The 23,068-nt window shown below is 47.2% G+C and carries 20 protein-coding genes; 13 read left to right on the top strand and 7 right to left on the bottom strand.

Features of this window, described 5'->3' with window-relative positions:
- Positions 1–133 precede the first annotated feature (133 nt).
- From CRG97_RS25485 to CRG97_RS25470, 4 genes are all read left to right on the top strand, one after another.
- The gene (locus CRG97_RS25485; protein ID WP_098748476.1) at positions 134–895 is read left to right on the top strand and encodes an SDR family NAD(P)-dependent oxidoreductase; all 762 of its coding nucleotides are present in this window, start codon (positions 134–136) and stop codon (positions 893–895) included.
- Between the two features lie 47 nt (positions 896–942).
- Positions 943–1,392, top strand: a complete 450-nt coding sequence (locus tag CRG97_RS25480) for a YdeI/OmpD-associated family protein (RefSeq protein ID WP_098748475.1) — start codon at positions 943–945, stop codon at positions 1,390–1,392.
- Between the two features lie 259 nt (positions 1,393–1,651).
- Positions 1,652–3,058, top strand: a complete 1,407-nt coding sequence (locus CRG97_RS25475) for an MBOAT family O-acyltransferase (RefSeq protein ID WP_098748474.1) — start codon at positions 1,652–1,654, stop codon at positions 3,056–3,058.
- A 17-nt stretch (positions 3,059–3,075) separates the two neighbouring features.
- Positions 3,076–4,614 (top strand): copper amine oxidase N-terminal domain-containing protein, encoded by a 1,539-nt coding sequence (locus tag CRG97_RS25470; protein ID WP_098748473.1) that lies wholly within the window; start codon positions 3,076–3,078, stop codon positions 4,612–4,614.
- Positions 4,615–4,708: 94 nt separating this feature from the next.
- On the opposite strand, the gene CRG97_RS25465 is transcribed toward CRG97_RS25470, so the two are convergent.
- On the bottom strand, positions 4,709–5,440 hold the full coding sequence (locus CRG97_RS25465) for an MORN repeat-containing protein (protein ID WP_098748472.1): 732 nt from the start codon (positions 5,438–5,440) through the stop codon (positions 4,709–4,711).
- Between the two features lie 142 nt (positions 5,441–5,582).
- Between CRG97_RS25465 and CRG97_RS25460 the strand changes: the two genes are divergently transcribed.
- Entirely contained in the window at positions 5,583–6,155 is a 573-nt protein-coding gene (locus CRG97_RS25460) for a hypothetical protein (protein WP_098748471.1), read from the top strand.
- A gap of 607 nt (positions 6,156–6,762) precedes the next feature.
- On the opposite strand, the gene CRG97_RS25450 is transcribed toward CRG97_RS25460, so the two are convergent.
- The 3 genes from CRG97_RS25450 to CRG97_RS33115 form a co-directional block, all read right to left on the bottom strand.
- Positions 6,763–7,880 (bottom strand): IS3 family transposase gene (locus CRG97_RS25450; protein WP_098748469.1). Its coding sequence is split into 2 segments (ribosomal slippage): positions 6,763–7,634 and positions 7,634–7,880, totalling 1,119 coding nucleotides; the frame shifts between segments, so codons are not numbered across the junction.
- Positions 7,881–8,311: 431 nt separating this feature from the next.
- Positions 8,312–9,013 carry a DUF5626 family protein gene (locus CRG97_RS25445; protein WP_098748468.1) on the bottom strand — a complete coding sequence of 234 codons (702 nt, stop codon included), beginning with the start codon at positions 9,011–9,013 and terminating at the stop codon, positions 8,312–8,314.
- 563 nt (positions 9,014–9,576) lie between these two features.
- Positions 9,577–9,741 (bottom strand): hypothetical protein, encoded by a 165-nt coding sequence (locus CRG97_RS33115; protein ID WP_161952969.1) that lies wholly within the window; start codon positions 9,739–9,741, stop codon positions 9,577–9,579.
- Between the two features lie 618 nt (positions 9,742–10,359).
- Between CRG97_RS33115 and CRG97_RS25440 the strand changes: the two genes are divergently transcribed.
- Entirely contained in the window at positions 10,360–11,421 is a 1,062-nt protein-coding gene (locus CRG97_RS25440; protein ID WP_098748467.1) for a suppressor of fused domain protein, read from the top strand.
- A gap of 151 nt (positions 11,422–11,572) precedes the next feature.
- The gene (locus CRG97_RS25435; RefSeq protein ID WP_076324394.1) at positions 11,573–12,556 is read left to right on the top strand and encodes a diaminopimelate dehydrogenase; all 984 of its coding nucleotides are present in this window, start codon (positions 11,573–11,575) and stop codon (positions 12,554–12,556) included.
- Positions 12,557–12,607: 51 nt separating this feature from the next.
- Here the strand turns inward: CRG97_RS25435 and gdhA are convergent, their stop codons facing one another.
- Positions 12,608–13,987 (bottom strand): NADP-specific glutamate dehydrogenase, encoded by a 1,380-nt coding sequence (gene gdhA / locus CRG97_RS25430; RefSeq protein ID WP_098748466.1) that lies wholly within the window; start codon positions 13,985–13,987, stop codon positions 12,608–12,610.
- A gap of 387 nt (positions 13,988–14,374) precedes the next feature.
- Between gdhA and CRG97_RS25425 the strand changes: the two genes are divergently transcribed.
- On the top strand, positions 14,375–15,265 hold the full coding sequence (locus CRG97_RS25425; RefSeq protein WP_098748465.1) for a hypothetical protein: 891 nt from the start codon (positions 14,375–14,377) through the stop codon (positions 15,263–15,265).
- 91 nt (positions 15,266–15,356) lie between these two features.
- On the opposite strand, the gene CRG97_RS25420 is transcribed toward CRG97_RS25425, so the two are convergent.
- Entirely contained in the window at positions 15,357–16,193 is an 837-nt protein-coding gene (locus CRG97_RS25420) for a YitT family protein (RefSeq protein ID WP_076324391.1), read from the bottom strand.
- Positions 16,194–16,514: 321 nt separating this feature from the next.
- Here CRG97_RS25420 and CRG97_RS25415 point away from each other — a divergent pair, with 321 nt between their 5' ends.
- Together CRG97_RS25415 and CRG97_RS25410 are read left to right on the top strand one after the other, a co-directional pair.
- Positions 16,515–17,279 (top strand): SDR family oxidoreductase, encoded by a 765-nt coding sequence (locus tag CRG97_RS25415; RefSeq protein ID WP_098748464.1) that lies wholly within the window; start codon positions 16,515–16,517, stop codon positions 17,277–17,279.
- 84 nt (positions 17,280–17,363) lie between these two features.
- Entirely contained in the window at positions 17,364–17,900 is a 537-nt protein-coding gene (locus tag CRG97_RS25410; protein ID WP_098748463.1) for an SMI1/KNR4 family protein, read from the top strand.
- An 89-nt stretch (positions 17,901–17,989) separates the two neighbouring features.
- On the opposite strand, the gene CRG97_RS25405 is transcribed toward CRG97_RS25410, so the two are convergent.
- Positions 17,990–18,328 (bottom strand): VOC family protein, encoded by a 339-nt coding sequence (locus tag CRG97_RS25405; RefSeq protein ID WP_098748462.1) that lies wholly within the window; start codon positions 18,326–18,328, stop codon positions 17,990–17,992.
- Between the two features lie 266 nt (positions 18,329–18,594).
- Between CRG97_RS25405 and CRG97_RS25400 the strand changes: the two genes are divergently transcribed.
- The 3 genes from CRG97_RS25400 to CRG97_RS25390 all read left to right on the top strand — a co-directional run bounded on the left by CRG97_RS25400 (position 18,595) and on the right by CRG97_RS25390 (position 22,865).
- Positions 18,595–20,211, top strand: coding sequence for a helix-turn-helix domain-containing protein (locus CRG97_RS25400; protein WP_237566580.1), 1,617 nt, complete (start codon positions 18,595–18,597; stop codon positions 20,209–20,211).
- Positions 20,212–20,306: 95 nt separating this feature from the next.
- Entirely contained in the window at positions 20,307–21,314 is a 1,008-nt protein-coding gene (locus CRG97_RS25395) for an ABC transporter substrate-binding protein (protein WP_098748460.1), read from the top strand.
- Between the two features lie 363 nt (positions 21,315–21,677).
- Positions 21,678–22,865, top strand: a complete 1,188-nt coding sequence (locus CRG97_RS25390; RefSeq protein WP_098748459.1) for a multidrug effflux MFS transporter — start codon at positions 21,678–21,680, stop codon at positions 22,863–22,865.
- The last annotated feature ends 203 nt before the right edge of the window (positions 22,866–23,068 follow it).

The following is a 23,068-nucleotide window of genomic DNA, read 5'->3' as shown; positions in this document are numbered from 1 at the left end:
GCTGCAAATTAACGTACTTTAGGCCTTAATCGGATGGATTTACTGGGGAGGGGGATCTGGGAACGATTGCGACTGACCAGCCATCATGCTTTAATGAAACTACATAGAATCTAAGGTGATGGAGGTATTACATATGCAGCCTAATTTCAGCATTCAGGATAAAATCGCAATCGTGACGGGGGCCAGCAAAGGCATCGGCTATGGACTAGCCCAAGCGCTGGCAGCAGCAGGAGCCAAGGTTGCCGTCATGGCACGAAGCAAAGACTCGCTGGATCGATTGGTCGAGGAAATCTCTCAGGCAGGAGGTCAGGCCAAGGCCTATGAGCTGGACGTCCGGAATGTGGAGCAGATCCGAACCGTGTTTGGTCAGGTAGCCAAGGATTTCGGCCGGCTCGATATCGTGGTCAATAACGCGGGTCTGGGAGAGGGGATGCTTGCGGAAGATATCACCGAGGATTATTGGGATGAGATGATGGACGTGAATTTGAAGGGCGTATTTTTCTGCTGTCAGGCCGCCGGCCGCATCATGCTGGAGCAGGGGGACGGAAAAATCATTAACGTCAGCTCCCAGGTGAGTGTCGTTGGGATTACGGAAGGGGCTGCCTATTGCGCCTCCAAAGGCGGCGTGAATCAGCTGACAAAGGTGCTGGCGCTGGAGTGGTCCAGCCGTGGCGTGAACATCAATGCCGTCGGTCCTACGTTCATCCATACGCCGGGAACAGCCGAGCGACTGGACTCCCCCGATTTTCGCGACGGCGTCCTGGCACGGATCCCGGCAGGGCGAATCGGTACCATTGGCGATGTGGCTGGAGCCGTTATTTATCTCGCCTCCCCGGCATCCGATCTTGTTACAGGCACTTTGCTGCTTGTGGATGGCGGCTGGACGGCACAATAAGGCTGTGTTCGTGGTAGCCCATGATTTTTAACTGGAGGAATACAAAAATGGAATTTCAAACGACGATACAGTTAGGCGGTAAGACGGCAACAGGGTTTCAGGTGCCGGATGAAGTTGTGGAAGGCCTTGGTTCGGGCAAAAGACCCCCAGTTGCAGTCACCATCGGCAAGCATACCTATCGCAGTACCATCGCCCCTATGGGAGGCGTATTCATGCTGCCGCTCAGCGCAGAGAACCGGCAAGCAGCGGGAGTTGCAGCGGGTGACGAAGTGACCGTTCAGATTGAGCTTGATACCGAGCCGCGCGAGATCATGGTACCCGAGGATTTTTCCGCGACTCTGGATCTGAACCCGGTGGCACGACAATACTTCGATAATTTGTCCTACAGTAATAAACGCCGCTTGGTGCTGTCGATCGAGGGGGCTAAGGCGATGGAAACCCGTCAGCGGCGAATCGATAAGACCATCTTGATGCTGAACGAGGGACGTTCACAGTAGCCGGGGTTATTTATACTACGCAGATCTATAGCATGGCAACAAGGGGACCGCATGAATAGCGGCCTCTTTTTTTATACGAAATTACTAGGTTTTATAGCTTATCTTTATATGAAAAAAGTTCGATATATATCATATCGAGTCCTAAACAAGAAAATTATATCTCGAATGTAAAATATATGATATTATTTAGAAATTACCGCCAAGAATCGACATCGTTAACGAATGGTCAATTTAGAAAGTCGGAGGTGCCTTTCCCGGCATGTTGTTTAATTCCTATCCCTTTATTTTTATATTCCTGCCGATCACGGTTATCGTATATTTTGGGTTGAATCGGTTTCGATATAGCCTGGCAGCCAAGTGCTGGCTGGCGCTTTCTTCGTTATTTTTTTACAGCTGGTGGAATATCAGCTATCTTCCTCTTCTTCTCGCTTCGATTGCCTTCAACTATTTCATCGGACGGCTGCTGCAAGCCCGTCAAGCCAACTCCAAAGACCCTTCTTCCTCCCAGCGGGGTGCCAGAGGCATATTAATTTGTGGCATCACAGGCAATGTGCTGCTGTTAATCTACTATAAATACGCCGATTTCTTTCTCGTTAATATAGGAGCTGCAACAGGGTGGGAAGTATCTCTCCTCAATCTGGTGCTGCCGCTTGGGATCAGCTTCTTTACCTTTACCCAAATCGCATATTTGGTAGATGCTTACAAAGGGAAGGCCAGTGAGTACAATATCGTCAACTATGTGCTGTTTGTGACCTTCTATCCTCATTTGATCGCGGGACCGATCCTGCATCATGGTGAGATGATGCCGCAGTTCGATCGGGTTCGGGGGAAGCTGTGGGATTGGGGAAACGCCGCTAACGGTGTTTTTATATTCTGTGTCGGCTTGTTTAAGAAGGTGGTCATTGCCGATACACTGGCGATCTATGCCAATGCGGGCTTTGACACAGCAGCGGGCTTCGTTGATTCCTGGATCGCTGCTTTGTCATACACATTTCAACTCTACTTCGACTTCAGCGGTTACACCGACATGGCCATCGGTGCGGCGCTTCTGTTCAATATTCGGCTGCCGCAGAACTTCAATTCGCCTTATAAGGCGCTGAACATACAGGATTTCTGGCGGCGCTGGCATATGACCCTAAGCCGTTTTTTGCGGGACTATATTTATATCCCGCTCGGAGGCAACCGCCGGGGTGAAGCGATCATGCTGCGGAACCTGGTGCTGACCTTCCTGATTGGCGGTTTGTGGCACGGTGCCGGCTGGACCTTTCTGTTCTGGGGCCTGCTGCACGGCGTGGGACAAGTCATTCACCGATTCTGGGGGAAGCTTGGCATTGCGATGCCGCGTCTTCTCGCTTGGACGATCACCTTTGTGTTCATTACGGTTACCTGGGTCTTTTTCCGTGCGGAAAGCTGGGCTCAGGCTATGCGTTTATTAAAGGGAATGAGCGGTTTGTCAGGCATTCATCTCTATTTGAATGATGCCATATTAGAGCCGCTGGCCATCATTGTTGTCATCGCGCCGATTGTGCTGCTCTGCCGGAATTCCTCGGAATTGTCGGTTTCCTTCCGTCCGAATTTCAAGCAAGCCGTCGTATGTGCGGTTCTGTTTGTCATCTCTCTGATGTACATCACCCGCATTAGCGAGTTTTTGTATTTTAATTTCTAGGAAAGGCGGCGTTCAACATGCCAACGACATCAACGGCCACCAAGTCGGCGTCTCCCAAGTCGAGCGCAGCCGCTGCTCCTCAATCCGTTCGTATTCATCGGAGGGCAGGGAGAAGGATGCTGATTCAGTTTGCGCTCGCTTCCCTCATTGTTGCACTGCTGGTCGGCTGCATGACATTTGTATTGGATCCCTTTCAGTTCTACCGCAAAGCGACCTGGTACGCTCCGATCTTTACCAGCGAGCAGCGATACCAGAACCCGGGACTAGCCCGCAATTACCCATATGATACCATCATCCTCGGCACATCCATGACGGAGAATTTCCTGCCGTCCGAAGTGGGAAAGGCGCTGGGAGGCCAAGCGCTAAAGTTATCCATGCGCGGATCGACAGCCGATGAGCAGTATAAAATTGCGTCTCTGGCGCTTCAGACCGGGAAGGTAAAGACCGTTTTGTGGGGATTGGACTATTTTGCGCTGAAGAATCCGGATGAAGGCGCGGACGACTATTTTCCGGAATATCTGTATGACGATATCTGGTGGAATGATTATAAGTACTGGTTCAATTATTCAGCCTATGAAAACTTTGCGAGAGGGATCGTCAAAACACTCATGGGAGGCACTCCCCAAAATATCGAAAATCTGTACAACTGGCACAACGAGGTGTCATACGGAAATGATCAAGTGATGAATGCCTATGATCGGGCTCGAAATACGGAATACTATTTCAGCGTGAATGAAGAGCCGATCGAGCAGGTTCAGCATCATTTCAATACGTATGTATTGTCCTTGGTAGAGGCTTATCCCGACGTTGAGTTTATTGTCTATTACCCGCCATACAGCATCCTGAGGCAGAAGCTGTGGCAGGATACGAACCCGGCCCGTTACAGCAATCAACTGGAGATGAAGACGTGGATGTTCCAGCAGCTGAACCGTCACGGCAACACGCAAGTATATGATTTTCAGGCGGAAGCGGACTGGACCTATGACTTCTCGCAGTTCAAGGATCTTTCTCATCATTCCCAGGACATAAACTCCCGGATTACTCAAGCGGTGAGCCTGCAGGATGCCCGCTATAAGATGACGCCCGAGAATGCCGCGACCTTCATGGAGCAGTTAACCAAACAGGTTGATACAGTGCTGATAGTCGGGAAGGAAGCCCGAAGCGTGGAGGTACGGATTACCGAAAACGGAGAACCCGTCCATTTTACAAGTCGGAAGATGCCGGATGAGACGGAATTGATGGTACCCGTGAAGGAAGCGGTTAAAGCGCTCGGGTTAACGGCGGCATATAACGCAGGAAAAATAACTTTATCGGGTAAAGGTTCTGTCGCCGAACTGACGGTAGATTCAACGAAAGCTTGGGGGTGGAGCAGCCAAGAGGATCGCAAGAAAGAAGCGGCCGCAGCCGAAATTACGCTTCGGCATGCTCCTTATATCTCGGAGGGCAAGACGATGATGCCACTCCTGCAAACGGCAGATTTATTGGGGTATCAAGTAGAGGTGAAGAAGCTGGATCATTATACGTTACAGTTTGTGCTCGAGGGTCCTGCATCTTAGAGATATTGTGATGGATAGGCTCCTTCGGTAATAGAAGAACCCGGTCTTGCTATAGGCAAGTTACCGGGTTCTTTGACGATTGTATTGGGTCAGGTTATTTTAATGGAACCTGCTTGGACAATGCTTCAAATTGCTCCAGGTGAGGAGCCACTTTGTTTTGAATGCTCTTGAAATATTGGATCGCGGCGTCATTTTGACGCTGTTCAGCCGCCGAGTTGGCAGGGAAAACCGAAGATTTTTTGTTGATGGAGCCGTTTCTGTAATGAACGCTGAACATCGTTCCGGCGGCCCAGGCTTTCTTTATGTTTTGATTGAAGCCCATGATTTCGAGCGATTCCTGGCCTTTCTTGTAGATAAAGTTGTAGTCGGGATCCGCGATGGCATGAGTGACATCGTATCCGCTTTGGAAGACGCCTGCCTGGAATGTCCCTTTCTGGATCTGATTCCATCGGACGGACCCGTCAGGCAATGTCACCTTATGCGTCAGGATGCCTTCGCCATCCATTTTGTCGTTACTCCAGCGGCCGGTGTATACCACCTTATGTGTTTCACCGTCTACTTGGTATTCGTTAATGTATTTACCGTTTCCGGTGCGCTTCCCGTTAATGAATTCGCCGGAATATTGTTTGCCATTTCCCCATTTGATCGTACCGCGTCCATTGGGCTGGCCGTTGGCTGCTTCACCGTAATAGGACGTCCTTTCGGAGATCTGTATCCATTCCTTGGCTGAGGTCGCATCGACGGAAACCGGCAGCGAAGCTAGTGAAGAGGCCATAATCGAAGCTGAAAGTGTTAAGGTTACGGATAATGCCGTTATTTTTTTCATGAACATGTAGGCTCCTTCGTTGATATGGTTCTATTATACACTTCTCTGGAAACTTCTTCATTCCCCTATACGTCCTATATAATGAAGTGGAAGAGGATGGTGATATGGGCATGAACGGTGAAGATATTCGGATACGGCGAGAATGCACATGACTCAGGAGGAGCTTGTAGATTTAAGGTCATACATACAAGAGCACGCACTTCCCTTTACAGATAGGTTTCGCATACAGCAATGGGAATACCCGGACGGCGAAGAGGGCTCCTTCTTTTTACAGCTGCCTAAAGCTGATGCACAGTCAGATCTGGAGGCATTCGGCCTGCTGCTGTTAAGACTGGAATTTCTGGAGCAGGAATTGAACTGGACCAAGACGGAAGTGGAACAAGCCGGGACACGCATTCTGACAACTGCCTTATCTTATATGATCGACAATGGGACATGCTCGCCCGTGGAATGGAAGGAACTATTAGGAAGATCCTCGGAGTTGACGAAGGGGCATCTGGACATTGAAAATGAGATCACCGGGGAGTCCCGTAATCTGGTACTGTACGATGATTGGAACCTGCTGCAATGGTTTGGCATGAATTCGAATGACTATTATATGTATCTCTCCCTAGCGAGGGGAAAAAGAAACCTGATACTAGCAGATCAAAATCCTACTCTCAACGCATCTGTAGCCTGTTTCTTGGCGGTTACAACTACAGATGACTACAACTAATGTAAGGGGAGGAAAGATGGGATTTCTGCCGGTATCGGGTTTCTTCATATATCATATAATGGGCAAGAATATAATATACCAAACATCAAGATACAAAAAAGAGACCTTATTATGATGGTTAGGTCCCTTTTTCGCACTAGTCTACAATGATCAATCTAATCGACATAGATAGCTATGTACGATATAAAAATGGAAAGCAATAGAAATGTTGGGAGGAATACATGTGACTCTGGGTGAAACAACAGCTAAGACAGACCCCGCGCTTATTATCATTCAACAGTCCTTAATATTTTCTCAACTTCTTTCAATCTTTGTTCTAACTCAATTAATTGTTTTTGTTGATCTTGTAAAATAATCTTTTGTTCATTAATTAACTTTTGGTTCGAGCGATTTTCGTGATTCCTAAACATTCTACTAAAGATTATAATGATTAGTAGAAGAATTATAATAATAAATATTAAACTGACACTCATTAATGATGATGCATTAATCATTTATCGTTCTCCTTTCATTTGTTTAATAATATTGATTATTCAATTATGGATCCTTCAATCCACACAAAGACTTCACTAGATCGTGAATAATATCTTGGATTGTCAACAGTAAATCAAACAACATTTTTAAGGGCTGACTGGCGGTATTGAATAGGCGTCATATAGCCTAAAGTTCCATGAATGCGATGTTTGTTAAACCAGTTGACGTAATCGGATAATTCCAGTTCTAACTGTCGAAGGCTCTGGAAGTTCATCTGGTTCACGAACTCTGTTTTCATGATTTTATAGGTGGCTTCGGCGACGGCGTTGTCATATGGGCAACCTTTCATGCTGAGTGAGCGGCCAATATCAAACGTCTCTAAAAGCTCATCCATCTTTTGATTTTTAAACTCACTTCCTCGATCTGTATGGAACCATTGGATCTGACGTAGATCGCCCTCAATAGTCGCAAATGCGCGGGCAATCAGAGTAGCGTCCTTGTTCGGACTTGCACTATGGCCAATGATTTCTCGATTAAATAGATCCATCAGCACACAAATGTAATGCCATCGGTTCTGGACCTTCACGTACGTCAGATCGCTGACGACGAAGCGCTTGGCTTCCTTTTGCTCAAACTTTCGATCTAGGACATTTGCCGTTGTTGCTTCGTTACATGCCGTCTTATGTGGCTTGTATTGAGCTACCGTGTACGTGGAGACCAAACCTTGCTCTTTCATGATTCGACCAATTCGACGTCTGGATACGATGAAGCCGCGCTCATGGAGCTTAACTTTGATCTTGCGTGTACCGTAGGCTTTACGATTCTTTTGGAAAATCTCCACAACAGCTTCGGTAATATCGTCTTCATTCATTTGTTCTTTGGCTTCATAGTAAAAAGTACTTCTTGCGATTTGCAGGACGTCACACATTGCTGATACTGAGTATTTATCACGGTTGTTTTGGATGATAGTTACTTTCATCCCATGATCAGCGCGGCTTGCTTTAAAATATCGTTCTCCATTTTGAGGCGCTGGTTCTCTTTTCGTAAAGCAATGAGTTCATTTTCTTCCACAGAGCGATTGTTCTTCTCTGAGAACAAGCCTGAGGTTTGAGATTGCTTAATCCAACGATCTAAAGATGAGGCTGTGAGGCCATATTCCTCCACAATCGCCGCTCTGGACTTCCCATTCTCATAGAGTTCTACCATTTGTTTCTTGAATTCTGTTGTAAATGTCCGTCGTTCTCTTGGCATTGTAGATCCGCTCCTTTATCTTATCTGCTTATTCTACAAGCCCTTATTTTTATTGTCCAACTAAGTGTAGCCGGTCCATCTTCATTTAATTTAAAATCAAATTGTTTCAAAATAGAAATATCTCATAGCCTTTCCGCTATTAGATATTTCTATTTCACTGTCTATAAGTTCTACCCCCTCTAATTTTTTCGAATGAAGATAAAACAAAGTTCGGCTTATTATTAATTGACGAGCTAGTTCACTCACATAGTACCTCCCACCATAGAGATTAGAAATGATTTTTAATCGTAAAGGATAGAAAGTGTTTCTAATACTAATAATAACTGATCATATGAGAATCCTGTTGAAACAGCAATAAGTTGTATTAAAAAATGTAGAACAAGCCTTGTAACAGCATGTTCTACATTTTGAATGTTCTTTTTAATATACCATTACATATACGAAGGGGTACTATAATGACTATTACCAACTTGAAGTTTTAGCCAGCAAGTTCCTCCGCCCCAACCGCCCCAACCACTAACAATGAAGCTTAATTTAGCCTCTGCTGGATAATTAAGATCTTCCTTATACTGTATAACATTTAAACTTACATCACTTATAGTACCACCGACTCCGTTTACATCTCCATCATAAACTCTAGTGATATAACTCATGCCTTGATTTACCGTTGTAAAATCAGCATAAAATTGAGCAAATAATACGATTTCATTTTTATATATTCTTGCGCCACGATAGTTGGTGTAACCAGAACCCGAACTTATATTACCTGGATCTAAATCATAAGGTGTAATTACATCCGATACTTCTGCCGTAGATAAGTCCATTGCTGACACAGATATTGAACCATCTTGAAATATTTCCACTTTTTCTTCAATATCATTTTTTAGAACTGTACGGGTAGATACAGGTTTAACCCCTTTCAATGAATCCCATTTTTCATTGTTTTTTAGCTTATTAATCAGATCTTCTTGTGTTTCTTCACTGACGCCGTATTCTGATAAAGACATTTTAATACTAGTAATTTCATTATTCGATAGGATCAATTCGTTGCCTTTTTCTTCGGATGCAAATGCTTGACTATTAACAGTTAGAAAAAGTGTTAAAATCGTAATAATGGATAGTATTTTTTTCATTGAAAATCCTCCTTATGTACTAGTTTATAATTTACATAAAATGGAATTGTCTACCCTCCTCTCATATCCCTAAATCTTCCAGTTTGATTGTACCACAATTATTCCGTTAAATGTTATATATTTCTAATTTATAACAAAATTTTCATCTTCGAAAATCGATTGTGATTCTGACAACTGGACTGCTATAATAGATATATATAAACTAAACAATCTCATCTCAGAAATGATATCCGTTTTTCACGTATACTTTCGTTATGATGAAGATATTTTTTCGTCTATAACTGGAATCTGATCCTGAAACAAACAGAAGCAGCCCGGCATATAGCCGGCTTATTATCTATACAATATTTATTCCTCCTGTTCAGAAACTGACCCAGAGCCCCAACATTCATCACATTTCCCTTGTTCTGTGTAACGAGCACCCTCACATTCAGGACAAACAATCAATCAGAATTATATCCAATGTGCTACTTGCTGTTATTCGGTGCAATCCACGCACCATAGCTTATATTTTGAGTCGATCCTTAAGATTCCAACCGCATCTTTATCTACCATGTCCCACGTTAAACGTTTGCTGCAACTACAGCAGTTCCCCAGGTTACCGTTAGAAACGCCACACAAGCTAAGAGCCAATTAACTTCCAATCCAGTGTCAGGATTTCGTGCATCTAATAGACTCCACAGGTTTCCTCTTATTTCTCCGATTCGCATTACTTTTTCTTTTGACATTAAGTTCCCCTCCTGTGGTATAGTATCCTCAATTACTCTGCTAACTTACCGTTCGCATCTGTCCAGGAAACTTCCCTTGTCTTGGTATGATAGCCGGTTATTAGTGGGTAAGTAACTGTCCAATTTCCAACAGCTTTTTCCTGGCAATCCCCACTTCCAGCCCCTCCACCACTACCGCCAGAAGGCGAAATTACTCTACAACCAGTAGTAGCGATATTATTAGTCCGGTCTTTATCGGGCTTTTCCTTATCTGGATCCACATGCACACTGATGTTATGGACACCCGCGCTAGTACCCCCGGCCCAAAATCACCTTTAATCTTCATCTTTTGTATAGAGAAGATGACGAGTGTAGTTGTTCAGCTCTTAGATCGATTACATATAATAATAAGAACTTCTTCTTTAGGAGGCTGATGAAAAGATGCTTAGATGTTATTGTCAAAGTATTACAAGGTAAATATTATATCCTAGCGGTTATTGCTGGAATCGACTAACGATAGTCTTCGACATCGGTATTCAACCGCTTGAATAGCGGGGGGCTTCACGAAACATTTGAATGCTTGAGCCTATTCGGATACGGTTTAATTTTGGAGGTAAACGATAACGGGAGGGAACAGGATTGACACATGAAGAAAACGCCGCAGGTTGGGACGCGATTGATGAGAAGCTGCTGAAGCTGTACGGGGAGCAGGAGCCGAAACATTACGGGGCTCTAATTCCCTATGCTCTTGGAGGACCCGATCCGCTGAATGGAATCAGCGCTTATACGTCGAATGCCCCAAGTCCGCATTGGCATATGGTTACTTATGGCTTTAGCGAGCTGTATGACAAGGAATCGGACAATCTGGAGGAGAGCGGTTACGGATTCGAATTGACGTTCAGGCTGGCTAAGGGGGAGGATGAGGAAGAGCCGCCGGCGTGGGCGTTAAATCTGCTTCAGAACATGGGGAGATATGTGTTTAACAGCGGGAATGTTTTTCGCTCGGGGGATTATTTGGATGCCAATGGGCCGATCTGTCTGGGTGCCGATACACAATTGACCGCACTCTCCTTTACCCTGGATCCCGAGCTGCCAGGGATGGATACGCCGAATGGTCGGGTAGAATTCCTGCAGATGGTTGGCATCACACGTGAAGAACTCGAGGCGATGCAGACATGGAATACGCTTGGTGTATTACAAGCTTGCGGGGAGCATATGCCGCAATACATAACGGATCTGGATCGGGATTCGCTGCTGAAGGTACCTTCGATTTCGGAAGCCGTTGACCGAGGGACAAAACAAGAGGGCTCGAACACCGGATTTCTCTACGTGAGCCAGCTGGCTTTTGAACCGGGGAAGAAGGGCTGGTTAAGTAAAACTCGGGCTACATTACAAATAGGTGCCAAGCAGGCCGAAATTATCGGGAAGCTGCTGCAGGGCCGAATTCTGAAGGATAAGAAACTGAGCCTTGTAGGTTCGGATGTTCGGGTCGTATTTGAGCCGGGAGAAGAGAGCCGCTGGACTGCGGAGGACGGAGATGTTACCCTGGTTTTGGACGATCGAACCGCGGGTGAATTCTCAAGCCGATTGCTGCCGCAGGTCAGCACCTTCGAGCTTTCTGGCTTGCAAGGAATCCGGATTGAGGTCCTGAAGACGGAAATCAAGGATCAAGAAGGAAATGTTGTACAAGTTATCGGATAGTACGGTGAAAAATAAGAATAACACAGATAGAAACAATTTCCTGTCCATATAAAATAGTTTACAATTTGAGTGATGTCTATATACTTATACTTTAAAGCGGTACATAAACATCATGCTACAGGGAAATGGTTCTGACAAAGGGAGGATTACATTGAAAGCATCTATTAAAGTAGGGATCGTAGGTTATGGAAACTTGGGCAAAGGCGTACAGAAAGCAATCGGGCAAAATCCGGATCTGGAGCTGGTAGCCATCTTCACGCGCAGAGACCCGCAGCAAATGCCGTCCAATTCCGGTGCTCGCTTCGAGCATATATCAGCGGCAGAGCAATACATCGGCAAGATTGACGTTATGATTCTGTGCGGCGGTTCGGCTACGGATTTGCCTGAGCAAACGCCACAGCTTGCCAGCATGTTCAATACGGTAGACAGCTTTGACACACACGCGAAAATCCCTGAGTTTTTCGAGGAAGTCAACAAAGCAGCGATGGGCGGAGGCCGTGTCAGCGTCATTTCGACGGGCTGGGATCCGGGCTTGTTCTCCATGAATCGTCTGCTTGCCGAAGCGATTTTGCCGGAAGGAAAAGATTATACCTTCTGGGGCAAAGGCGTGAGCCAGGGCCACTCGGATGCCATCCGTCGTGTTCCCGGGGTGAAGGCAGGCGTTCAATATACGGTTCCAGTAGAAGAGGTTATCAACCAAATCCGTGCTGGTGAAACACCGGAGCTCGCCACGCGCGAGAAGCACCGGAGAGATTGCTTCATCGTAGCGGAAGAAGGTGCGGACCAAGAGCAGATCCGTCAAACGATTGTGTCGATGCCTAACTATTTTGCCGATTACGATACAACCGTAACTTTCATTACGCAAGAAGAGCTTGAGGCTGAGCATGCAGGCATGCCTCATGGCGGATTTGTCATTCGCAGCGGCGTAACCGGAAGCGGAAATAAACAAATTGTTGAATTTGGCCTGAAGCTTGACAGCAACCCGGAATTTACGGCCAGTGTGCTGGTGTCTTATGCAAGAGCTGCCCATCGTTTGAGCAGAGAGGGACAGAAAGGCGCCAAGACGGTGTTTGATATCCCGCTGGGATACTTATCCCCAAAATCGGCCGAAGAGCTCCGTAGCGAGCTTCTATAAGCTGTAAGAAGCCCTACCGCATATGCGGTAGGGCTTCTTTTTGTTTCTTATTTATACGATACCTTGTGCGATCATGGCATCAGCGACTTTAATAAATCCTGCGATGTTGGCACCAGCCACTAGATTGCCGGCTACGCCATACTCCTCTGCAGCATCTACGGCACTGCTGTAGATGTTTTTCATGATCTGATGCAGCTTCGCATCCACTTCTTCAAAGGTCCATGACATTCTCATGCTGTTCTGGCTCATTTCCAGCGCGGATACGGCAACCCCGCCTGCATTGGCGGCTTTAGCCGGTCCGAACAGCACGCCGCTGTTGATGAACTGCTCAATCGCTTCCAGCGTGGAAGGCATATTGGCTCCCTCACCGATAGCTTTTACACCATTCATGATGAGTGTTTTCGCTGCTTCTTCATCCAGCTCATTCTGCGTGGCGCAAGGAAGTGCGATATCGCATGGAATGGTCCAGATGCCCGTGCAGCCTTCGGTATATTCGGCATGCGGGTGAATCTTGACGTATTCGCTGATCCGCAGGCGATCCCGTTCCTTCAGCAGCTTCACGGTTTCGAGGTTAATTCCGTCCGGATCGTACAGGTACCCGTTGGAATCACTGCAGGCGATGACGTGTGCACCGAGCTGCTGTGCTTTTTCAATCGCGTAGATGGAGACGTTGCCCGAGCCGGACACCACGACGCGGCTGTCTTTGAAGCTAAGGCCTTGCGAAGCCAGCATCTCCTGTACGAAGTAGACGCAGCCGTAACCGGTTGCTTCCGTACGTGCCAGGCTTCCGCCATAGATGACGCCTTTGCCTGTCAGAACGCCGGCCTCATGTCCGCCGCGGATCCGCTTGTATTGGCCGAACATATAACCGATCTCGCGAGCGCCGACACCGATATCGCCAGCAGGCACATCGGAATCAGGTCCGATATGGCGGTACAGCTCGGTCATGAAGCTCTGGGTAAAACGCATGACTTCCTGATCGGACTTGCCTTTCGGATCGAAATCCGAACCGCCCTTGCCGCCGCCGATGGGCTGGCCTGTGAGCGCATTTTTGAAGATTTGTTCAAAACCAAGGAATTTGACGATACCGGCATACACCGAAGGATGGAACCGGATGCCGCCTTTGTACGGACCCAGCGCGCTGTTAAATTGAACACGGAACCCGCGGTTTACTTGGGTTTTACCTTGATCATCCACCCATGGAATACGGAAGGTGATCATTCGTTCAGGCTCCACAAGGCGTTCCAGAATACCGTGTTCCCGATATTTCGGATGCTGGGCTAAAACAGGGACGAGGGAATCTACAAATTCACGGACGGCTTGATGAAACTCTTGCTCATGCGGATCTCGAGCCACCACTTGGTTATAGATGGATTCCACATAGTCTTTCGCGGCAGTAAGGGGTGAAGAAACGGAAATATTCGTAGTCACTTTTGCGATGCACTCCTTCAAATCGTTAAAGTAGAATTGCGTGATAAATCGTCTGTTTTGCGGGAAAGGTAGCCTGTCTCGGACAATTTGTACTAAAACATTAAAAGTTTGCACTCAGCATTTTTAAGTTAAAAAGAATTGTATAGAATCTTGCCCCGTATTACCAATAAAATGTTTTTTGCGAACTCATTAAATATTTCTATAAAGTTGTCATTTGGTGTAAGTTAATAAGTCATAACTCCGTGTTTCGTGTAGCTAAAATGCAAAAAATAATCCGAATTTGTCATGGGGAAATACAAATAAAAGGAACTTTGGCTTCAACTTTTTCGGTATGTTTAGCGTCTGAGGTTATGGAAGACTTGGAATCTTATTACAGGAGCTGAGGGCATGAAAAGGTTATCGGCAGCGATGTTTATTATGGCAATAAGTACCTTGACGGCATGTGCGGATCCGGAGATGGAGCAGGCCCCCGCCCCACCCGTTTCGGACGTGAAGCCGGCGCCTGATATAAAGGATGAGCAGCCCTTGGTGGTCCAGGATGTGGCTGCTTTACAGGAAGGGACCTTCGCTTTTGCCGACGAGACGGGGCATAGGCTGTTGGTAGACCCGGATGCGGCTATTCAGGATGAGCAAGCCTCGCTGATTGCCGTGGGACAGGGAGGCGTGGTGCTTCCGGTTCAATATGCCGGCTCGCAGCCAGCGACGGAGGAAGATAACGGCAGGCAAACCGCACCGAATTTCAGCCATCAGGCTGGACAATTGTATGAGGTGAGCGAAGGGGCCGCAGAACCGAATTCCACCTATTTTATCATCCCTAAGCGCCATCTTCCTACGGATGCCTTAATGACTATTCAACCAGCAAATCCGGAGGAGATCAATGAACAGGGGCTGCAGGACATCAAGGACAGCAAGGGGAGAGAAGTAGACAAGGCATGGCCCATTGTTCAACTTCCTGATGGGGAGTCCCTCTATCTGGTGCAATTCGTCAGACAGGGTGATGATATGCTGGCAAGCCTGGCGCTGAAACGTGAGAGCGGCTGGTTATATTATGATTATCCGGCGAAGTTTGATCCGAGCTCTACATGGAGAGTGGATGATCAAGGCGAGGTGCGGCCGGAGATGTTCTCATTTCTCTTTGCGGCAAAAACGGAGCTTGGCTTTGTGTTGGGCGTCCAATGGATGGGCTCGGAAGGAGAGAATGTTTCGCTTCTGTCCGTGTCGGATGATGCCATTACGGATCTCGGGCTGGCGTATGGAAGATATATGTCTCCCTTATAAGCCGAAGATGGAACTGAGTATAATGAAAAAAGATCGAAACCTGCCCGAACGGCTGTTTCGATCTTTTTTTGTATAAAGGATAAGTCCCCTCTTATTTTGAAATATCAATAAATCCTTCGCCAAACACGTCGCGTACGTCATGGATCGTGACAAAAGCGTTTTTGTCTTCGGCCCGGACGATTTTTTTGAGCATGGAGACTTCCTGTTTACTGATGACGATGTAGAGCACATCTTTGGTCTGACCGGTGTAATATCCATAACCCCGGAGCACAGTCACCCCGCGATCCATAATCTCCGTAACCCGAATTGCGATGCGATCATGATGGGTCGAGATGATGGTAACGGCCTTTTTGGGATTCAAGCCTTCAATAATGAACTCCATCGCCTTGGTGCCGATATAGAGGATGACCACGGTGAACATCACCTTCTCGATCCCGATTACAAAGACAGACAGTCCGGCCACGATCAGGTCAAAGAACAGCAGGGCATAACTGATATTCCAATCCCAATATTTATTAGCCAGGCGGGCCAATATCACCGTACCCGCCGTTGTGCCACCCACCCGGACGATGAGTCCAATCCCGACGCCGGCAAACAGTCCGGCAAATATGGCATTGATCACCGGCTCATCCGAAGCGATGCTCCAGTTCTCCGTCAAATGAAGGAACAGAGAGTGAAAGGCAACAACGATAATGGTATAGACCGTCGTTTTTTTATCCAGAAGCTTGTAGCCGATAATCAGCAAAATCCCGTTAATCACAATGCCGACCAGCGCCGGGGACCATTTCAGCACATAAAACAGAATGATCGAGATCCCGGTAACGCCGCCTTCGCCAAAATCGTTGGGAATGACGAATAAATTGACGGCCAGCGCAAAAATAAATGCCCCGATGAGCAGCATGATCATATCAAACGCTCTTTTTTTCATACGATATACCTCCATGACTTTCAACAAGCTCACAAAAAAAGCGACTAAAGGAAAAAATCATCCTTTAATCGCTTTATGCAAACACAGGTTGCGCAGCTCTTTTGATATTCTCATTATAATAATCATTACATGGAATGTAAATGATTTTTAATTCACTGAGCGTAGGCGGCGACGCAAATGCCTACATTCTAGCCCCCCCCGTGCAGGCGGGGCATCTTTTATGGGGTTTATCAAGAGGAAGGCGAGAATAGGAGCGCAATATTTCGAAATGGGGCCTGTGATAAAACTAAAAGTGAAAGAAAAAGAGGAGATGATGAGAACATGAATACATTGACGGGAAAAGTTGCTTTGGTTACGGGCTCCAGCCGAGGCATTGGACGTGCCATCGCGATACGATTGGCAAAGGAAGGAGCGTTGGTAGCCGTTCACTATGGCAAGAACCATGAGGCCGCGGAAGAGGTCGTGAGCGAGATAACCGAGGCCGGAGGTGAAGCTTTCTTGGTAGGGGCGGATCTTACTTCCATGGATGGAATAAGTGCCGTGTATGGGTCGCTGGATGAGACGTTAAAAGCACGAACCGGTAATACGCAATTCGATATTCTAATCAACAATGCAGGGATCGGCTTAGTGGAAACCATCGAGGAGACCACGGAGGAAAGCTTTGATGAAGTGATGCGAATGAACGTGAAGTCGCCATTCTTCATGATTCAGCAGGCTCTCCCACGCCTTCGAGACGATGGCCGCATTATCAATTTATCTTCTGCGGTAACCCGAATCTCCTTGCCCAATATTCCTGCGTATACGATGACGAAGGGGGCCATCAATTCGCTGACCCTCTCCCTGTCGAGCCAGCTAGGTTCCCGCGGAATCACGATCAATGCGATACAGCCTGGATTCGTTGCTACTGACATGAATGCCGCCATGCTTCAGGACCCGGCCTCGTTCCAATTCGGAGCCGGCTATTCGATCTTCGGAAGATGGGGTGAGCCTGGGGATATCGCAGATATTGCAGCATTTCTGGCTTCTCCGGACAGCCGCTGGATCACCGGTCAATGCATCGATGCCAGTGGAGGATCCCATCTGTAATGACTGCTCCCTCTTTCCGATATTTCCATTATAATGATTGGAGAAGATCCAAGACAGGAAGTACCAGGATGGAGGAAGGCCAAGATGTGGAATATCAATTTTGAGCACCCGTATGACAAACGTTCCGGCGCGACCGGTGAACAAATGACTCGTTTTGTTAAGGAGTGGAATACGGAGCTGTCTACGCAAGAAATGGATGAAATCAAGGGAAGACAAGTGAATCCTTTTCACAAAACGTCTCCCTTTTACGATCAATATACGCCGCTCGATCCTGCAGGCTGGAAGCTGCCCCAGAGGAATTTCCCCGCAAGCTATTTGGACTTATTGAAGTATTCCAACGGCGGGGAATTTCAACAGGGAGAACGTCTTTTTCAGTTCTTTAGCACGGATGACCTGAGGGAGATGAACCTGGCTTACGAGCTGCCGGAGTATATGCCGAAGGCTGTATCGTTTGCTATGGATGGAAGCGGAAATCATTATATGTTCGATATGAGGGAAGAGCCGGTAAACGGTGAATATCCGATTCTGTTCGCGCATTCCGGCAGCTTGGGCTATGAGGACTGCGAGCGGGTTGCGGATTCTTTGCTGACGTTATGCACGGAGACATGGGAGCTTTATTAAGCCTGACATAACATAAGAGCCCACGCGTGATGCGTGGGCTTTTGCGTGTAGCGGATGAGGAATGGCGTTGTCCCATGTAACGATGATGATTAGGCCAGAACTTCGACAGTAAACCCGCCCGGTGCCTTAATGTAAAATGTCCATCCGTGGGCTCTTTGGGGCGGCTTGACATCGAAACCATCATCCTTTAGACGCTGATAGAGTTCATTTACCTTCGCTTCGCTTTCCTGAATAAAGCCAATATGAAACGTCTTGGGGTAGTTAATCTCGGTACCCCGCATTAAAGTCAGCACCATTCCTTGATCGTCAAACAGCGCTGCAAATGACTGACCGCGCTCGCCTCCGATTTTGAGTCCGAAATAGGTTTGCAAAAATTCCTTTGCCGCAGTTACATCAGTGACAGTGAGATTAAGATGGTTCAGTATCATATCGTGCACACTTCCTCCCTGTGGAATGAGTGGTTCTGAATTCAAGCGTAGCACATTTAAGCAAGTGGAGAGCTTATGTAGGTTTAGGGCAGGAATGGTCGGCGAAACCCGTCACATAAGTCGAATGTTTTAGATAAGGCTTCGTCATGATTGCTTGGAAGGAGGAAGCTTATGAAATGGATTTAACGTAACAGATGGAGCAAAGCATCTGGTATAATAACATCACATTAATTGATAATGATTATCATAATCAAGGAGGGCGTTCCGTGTCACTACCTTCAACGAATAAACTTCCCCCTCATTTTTTTCACGTACCGACTCGTCTAATGGGATTGGATGAAGAGATTCCGAACGCCAGCGGAAATCACCAAGAGCAGAGCTATCGCATCGTGATCATCCAGGAGGGAGAGGGCCTGCTGCATGCGGATGAGCGATCCTATCCGGTTTTCAGAGGAAGCGTATTTGGTTCCGGCAGCCTAACGGAACTCAAGCTGGAGTCCATAAGATTAACGCCTTTACGGGGGCTTTATATGGAATATCGATGCTTATGTGTAGATGACAGCGCATCTTACGGACTTGAATGTAATGTTCCGATTCATGACATTCCGTCCGAGATTTTACGGCTGGCCGGAGAGCTTGAGAGCATCTGGGGAGGTGCGAATCACGGGGAGCCTTTTCAGCTGCAGCATCTGTTCATTAAACTGCTGCAAGAGATCCATGCGGAGACGATATCCAGATCATCTTCACAGCAACGATCTTGGGTGGAACAAGCCCTGCAGTATATGGAAGAGAACTACTATAAAGATCTGACAAGAGAGCAGATGGCCGCTAGGGCGGGTGTTAGTCCGGAGCATTTCTCGCGCAAGTTTCGCAAGCATACCGGACGTACTTTTAATGAATACTTGACCCTGTTTCGAATACGTAAAACGCAAGAACGACTGTTGACCGGGTCGCAAGATTTAAATACGCTGGCACAGGAAGTAGGGTATAAGGAGGGCTTGTACCTCAGCCGTAAATTCAAGGAAGCCGTAGGCATGTCTCCCACGGCTTATAAACGTAAACCGAAGCGAATCACCGCATTGAACCTAAACCATACGGCATCCTTGTTGGCGCTTGGCGTTACACCTGAGCTGGGGGTGTATACCCCTTGGCTTCAGCAGACCCCATACAGCAATCATCTGAGTGCAGACCATCGTTTCGACCCGTATGCTCTCGCATTCGATCATTATTATGAGACGATAGCTTCATCCAATCCGGATCTGATTATCAGCTACGATTCGGCAATTGAGAACAAGGCGCTACTCGCTTTGGCGCCTGTCCTGGAGCTGCCGTTCAAGACGATGAGCTGGCGCGAGCAATTCCGCTTCATCGCTTCCGCTATAGATAAAGATGCGGCAGCGGAGGAATGGCTGTCGCGTTACAACGAACGGGTCGATCACTCGAATGAGGTACTCAATGGAGTGCTTAGTAAGCGGGGAAGCGCCATCGTCTGGGAATTTTGCGCGGAGACAGCCTATTGCTTCAGCGGCAGTTTTGGCAGAGGGAGCCAGATTCTATACGACGATATTGGATTTCATCCGCCTGCCGGGCTGGTGGATGAAGGGCTCCATCGCCGCGGATATGTGGAAGCGGCAATCGGCAAGGTCGCTTCTTACGTGGCCGATCATATATTCATAACGTCATTACCTAACCATCCCTACGGTCTGGAGCGCGTCAAAGCACTGTTCAGATCACCGGATTGGCGGCATTTGGATGCGGTACGGCACAATCGAGTCTATGTTCTGAATCAACCGGAATTATTCTTCGGATATGATCCCATCTCCTCGCAAGCACAGCTGCGCGAATTAATGAAAGTGCTGACAGGACATCATAAATTTGCATGAGTAGACATCATTTTAAGGCATAGCCATTGGAGGGGACAGGAGGTAATGTTTATATGAGAATGATTATCGTTATCGATACATAAGGGGGATATAAAGTGTTTTCTTTTCGTAGTTTAAGCAGAAGGCGTGTAACTCTTGTTACCGCAGTGCTCTTTCTGGCATTTATGCTCAGTGCCTGTGGAGCAGGAGAGACAAGTAAGGGAAATAACACGGAGACCGTACCGACCGCAGCTAATGATTCATTGCAAGCGCTGGATACGAATTCGGCGGAAGAATCCAAAGTGAAAACCGTTTCTACCGTCAATGGCGATATCGAAGTTCCGGTGAGTCCGAAGCGCATCGTCGCAGAAGAATATTTGGGCAGCCTGATTGCGCTTGATGTCATTCCGGTTGGAGCGCCGGGGCTAACCATCAAAAATTATTATTTTAAAGAATCCTTAAAAGGAATCGAGGATATCGGGGATTACGGAAAACCGTCGGTCGAGAAAGTCATGGCTTTAAACCCGGATCTCATCATTACCGGCAATGGGGAATCAACCTATGAACAGCTAAGCAAAATCGCACCCACTATCGTCATTCCATATGGAGATTTAAAGAATGCCCATGAAGAGTTGACTTATTTCGGCGAGTTATTTGGTAAGGAAGAGGAAGCCAAAACCTGGCTGGAGGAGTATGATCGGCGTATTGCCGCAGCCAAAGCTAAAGTCGATGCAGCGATTCCGGCGGATGCGACCTTTAGCATTTTGGAAGACGGCGAGAAGACAACCTGGGTGTACGGTGATAATTTCGGCCGTGGCGGTCAGCCTGTCTATCAGGCATTGGGAAGAAAGCCTCCGGGCGGGGTGGCTGCGGAAATATTAGAGAAGCAATGGGCTGAGTTAACGGCTGAAATGATAGGAAAATACGCGGGCGATTACATTATTATGACGTCCAATACGCGTACGATCGAAGATTTCCGAGCGGATCCGATTTGGGGTAGTCTCCCTGCGGTCAATAAGGGGAACATGTATGTATGGCCCGAGGAGCGTTCCTGGTATTACGATCCGCTTGCCGTTCTAGCCCAGACGGAAGAATTGGCAGAATGGCTCTCCAAGAAGAATTGATAAATAAAAGGTGCTCGCATGGTCCTGTAAGTTTTCAGGGATGGCGGGTGCCTTGTTTTTTGATTGTGATGCAAGTACGAGCAATCAATTCCTCAAAAAAATAAAACCTTCTCTCATTTTTCTGTTTTTGCTGCCCCTGGCCCAAAGTGTAAGGCTTCCCGTGGGAGGGAGAATCAAGAGCTCAAGAGCGCATTTTGCCTGCAATTCTGCTATAATACTCGGTAGATATAACCCCCTTATTCAGAAAAAAAGGTGACTTTTTATGCTTTCATTTACTAGACTAACGAAATGCAAACCCCCGATCCCGTAATTTCTTTGCCAGCCAACTAGAGATTTTTTGAAATGATAAGGGGGATGTTAGCTGTGCAAAGAAAAATCTCAAATCCATCCATATGGTTATTAATTATCCTTGTGGGTTTCCCACAAATTAGTGAAACGATATATACACCTTCATTACCGGACATTGCCCATCAATTGGGAGCAAGCAACAATGCAATCCAACTAACGCTCAGCATTTACTTCTTAGGTTTTGCCTTCGGAGTGTTTTGCTGGGGAAGGCTTTCGGATTCCATCGGACGTCGTCCTGCTATGCTGTGGGGCATCCTGGTTTATGGATTAGGCAGCTTGGGCTGCTATCTATCCGGTTCGGCCGAATGGTTATTGGTGAGCCGATTCATTCAGGCTTTTGGTGCCAGCACCGGCTCGGTCGTCACCCAAACCATTTTGCGTGAGAGTATCGATGGAGCCAAGCGTCATGCGGTGTTTGCCCAGATTTCGGCAGCGCTTGCGTTTACGCCCGCTATTGGGCCGCTCATTGGCGGATGGGTGGATCAATCTCTTGGTTTCAGAGCAGTGTTCTTGACGTTGGTTTTGATGAGCGCCGCCATTTTGTTGTATACCTGGACTTCTCTGCCTGAAACCAGGGTAAAGGCGGTCTCGAAGATTAACACCCTCTCCGTGGGCAAGCGCCTGGTCTCTGACCCCAGAATATGGGGATTCGGTTTTCTCATTGGAGCCACCAACGGCATATTGTTCAGTTACTATGCGGAGGCCCCGTTTATTTTTATTGAATTTTTTCAGATGAGCCCCGGTGGCTTTGGTTTCTTCGGTATCTTTGTTGCGATGTCATCCATCTTAGGTGCGATGCTGTCGAAGAAACTGCTGACCAGGTTCCAGGCTGAGCGCATTATCGTGATCGGCACGATCATTACGATGCTGGGGGCCCTTTGCCTTACCGTTCTTGCTGTTAGCGGAATTAACGCCACTTTAATGGATATGGTGTTCATGGTAGCGTGTATTTTTATTCTGCTGCTCGGCATCGGAATGGCGATTCCGAATTGCCTTAGTCTAGCGCTGAACCAATATGGAGATGTGCTCGGAACGGCAGGAGCGATCTTCGGATTGGGTTATTACATTGTTGTCAGCCTGATTACGAGCGGCATGAGTCTTCTTCACAATGGCTCGTTAATCGTGATGCCCTTGTATTTTCTTGGCCTTGCCGTAGTCATGGTCTGCGTGAGCAAGAAGCTTGCTGGATATGCGCGGAGGTAGTTTGGCATCTTGTTTAAGTTTCATATAGGATTGAAAAGAAGCTGTCCCCTTTCTAGCAGGAGGGGCGGCTTCTTCTTGTTACACTGGATTAATAGAGCGGCGGTGGTGCGCCTATCGATAAAAGATTCCCTGCTGTAGTGGAATATTTATCCATCGTTTGGTACCATTTTAACTAGAACTATAATACTTTACTTAATTAAAGT

The sequence above is a fragment of the Paenibacillus sp. EZ-K15 genome, assembly GCF_002573715.1.
Taxonomy (GTDB): Bacteria; Bacillota; Bacilli; order Paenibacillales; family Paenibacillaceae; genus Paenibacillus_AQ.
Note: the sequence above shows the minus strand (reverse complement) of the source record. Positions and strands in the feature narration are given on the sequence as shown.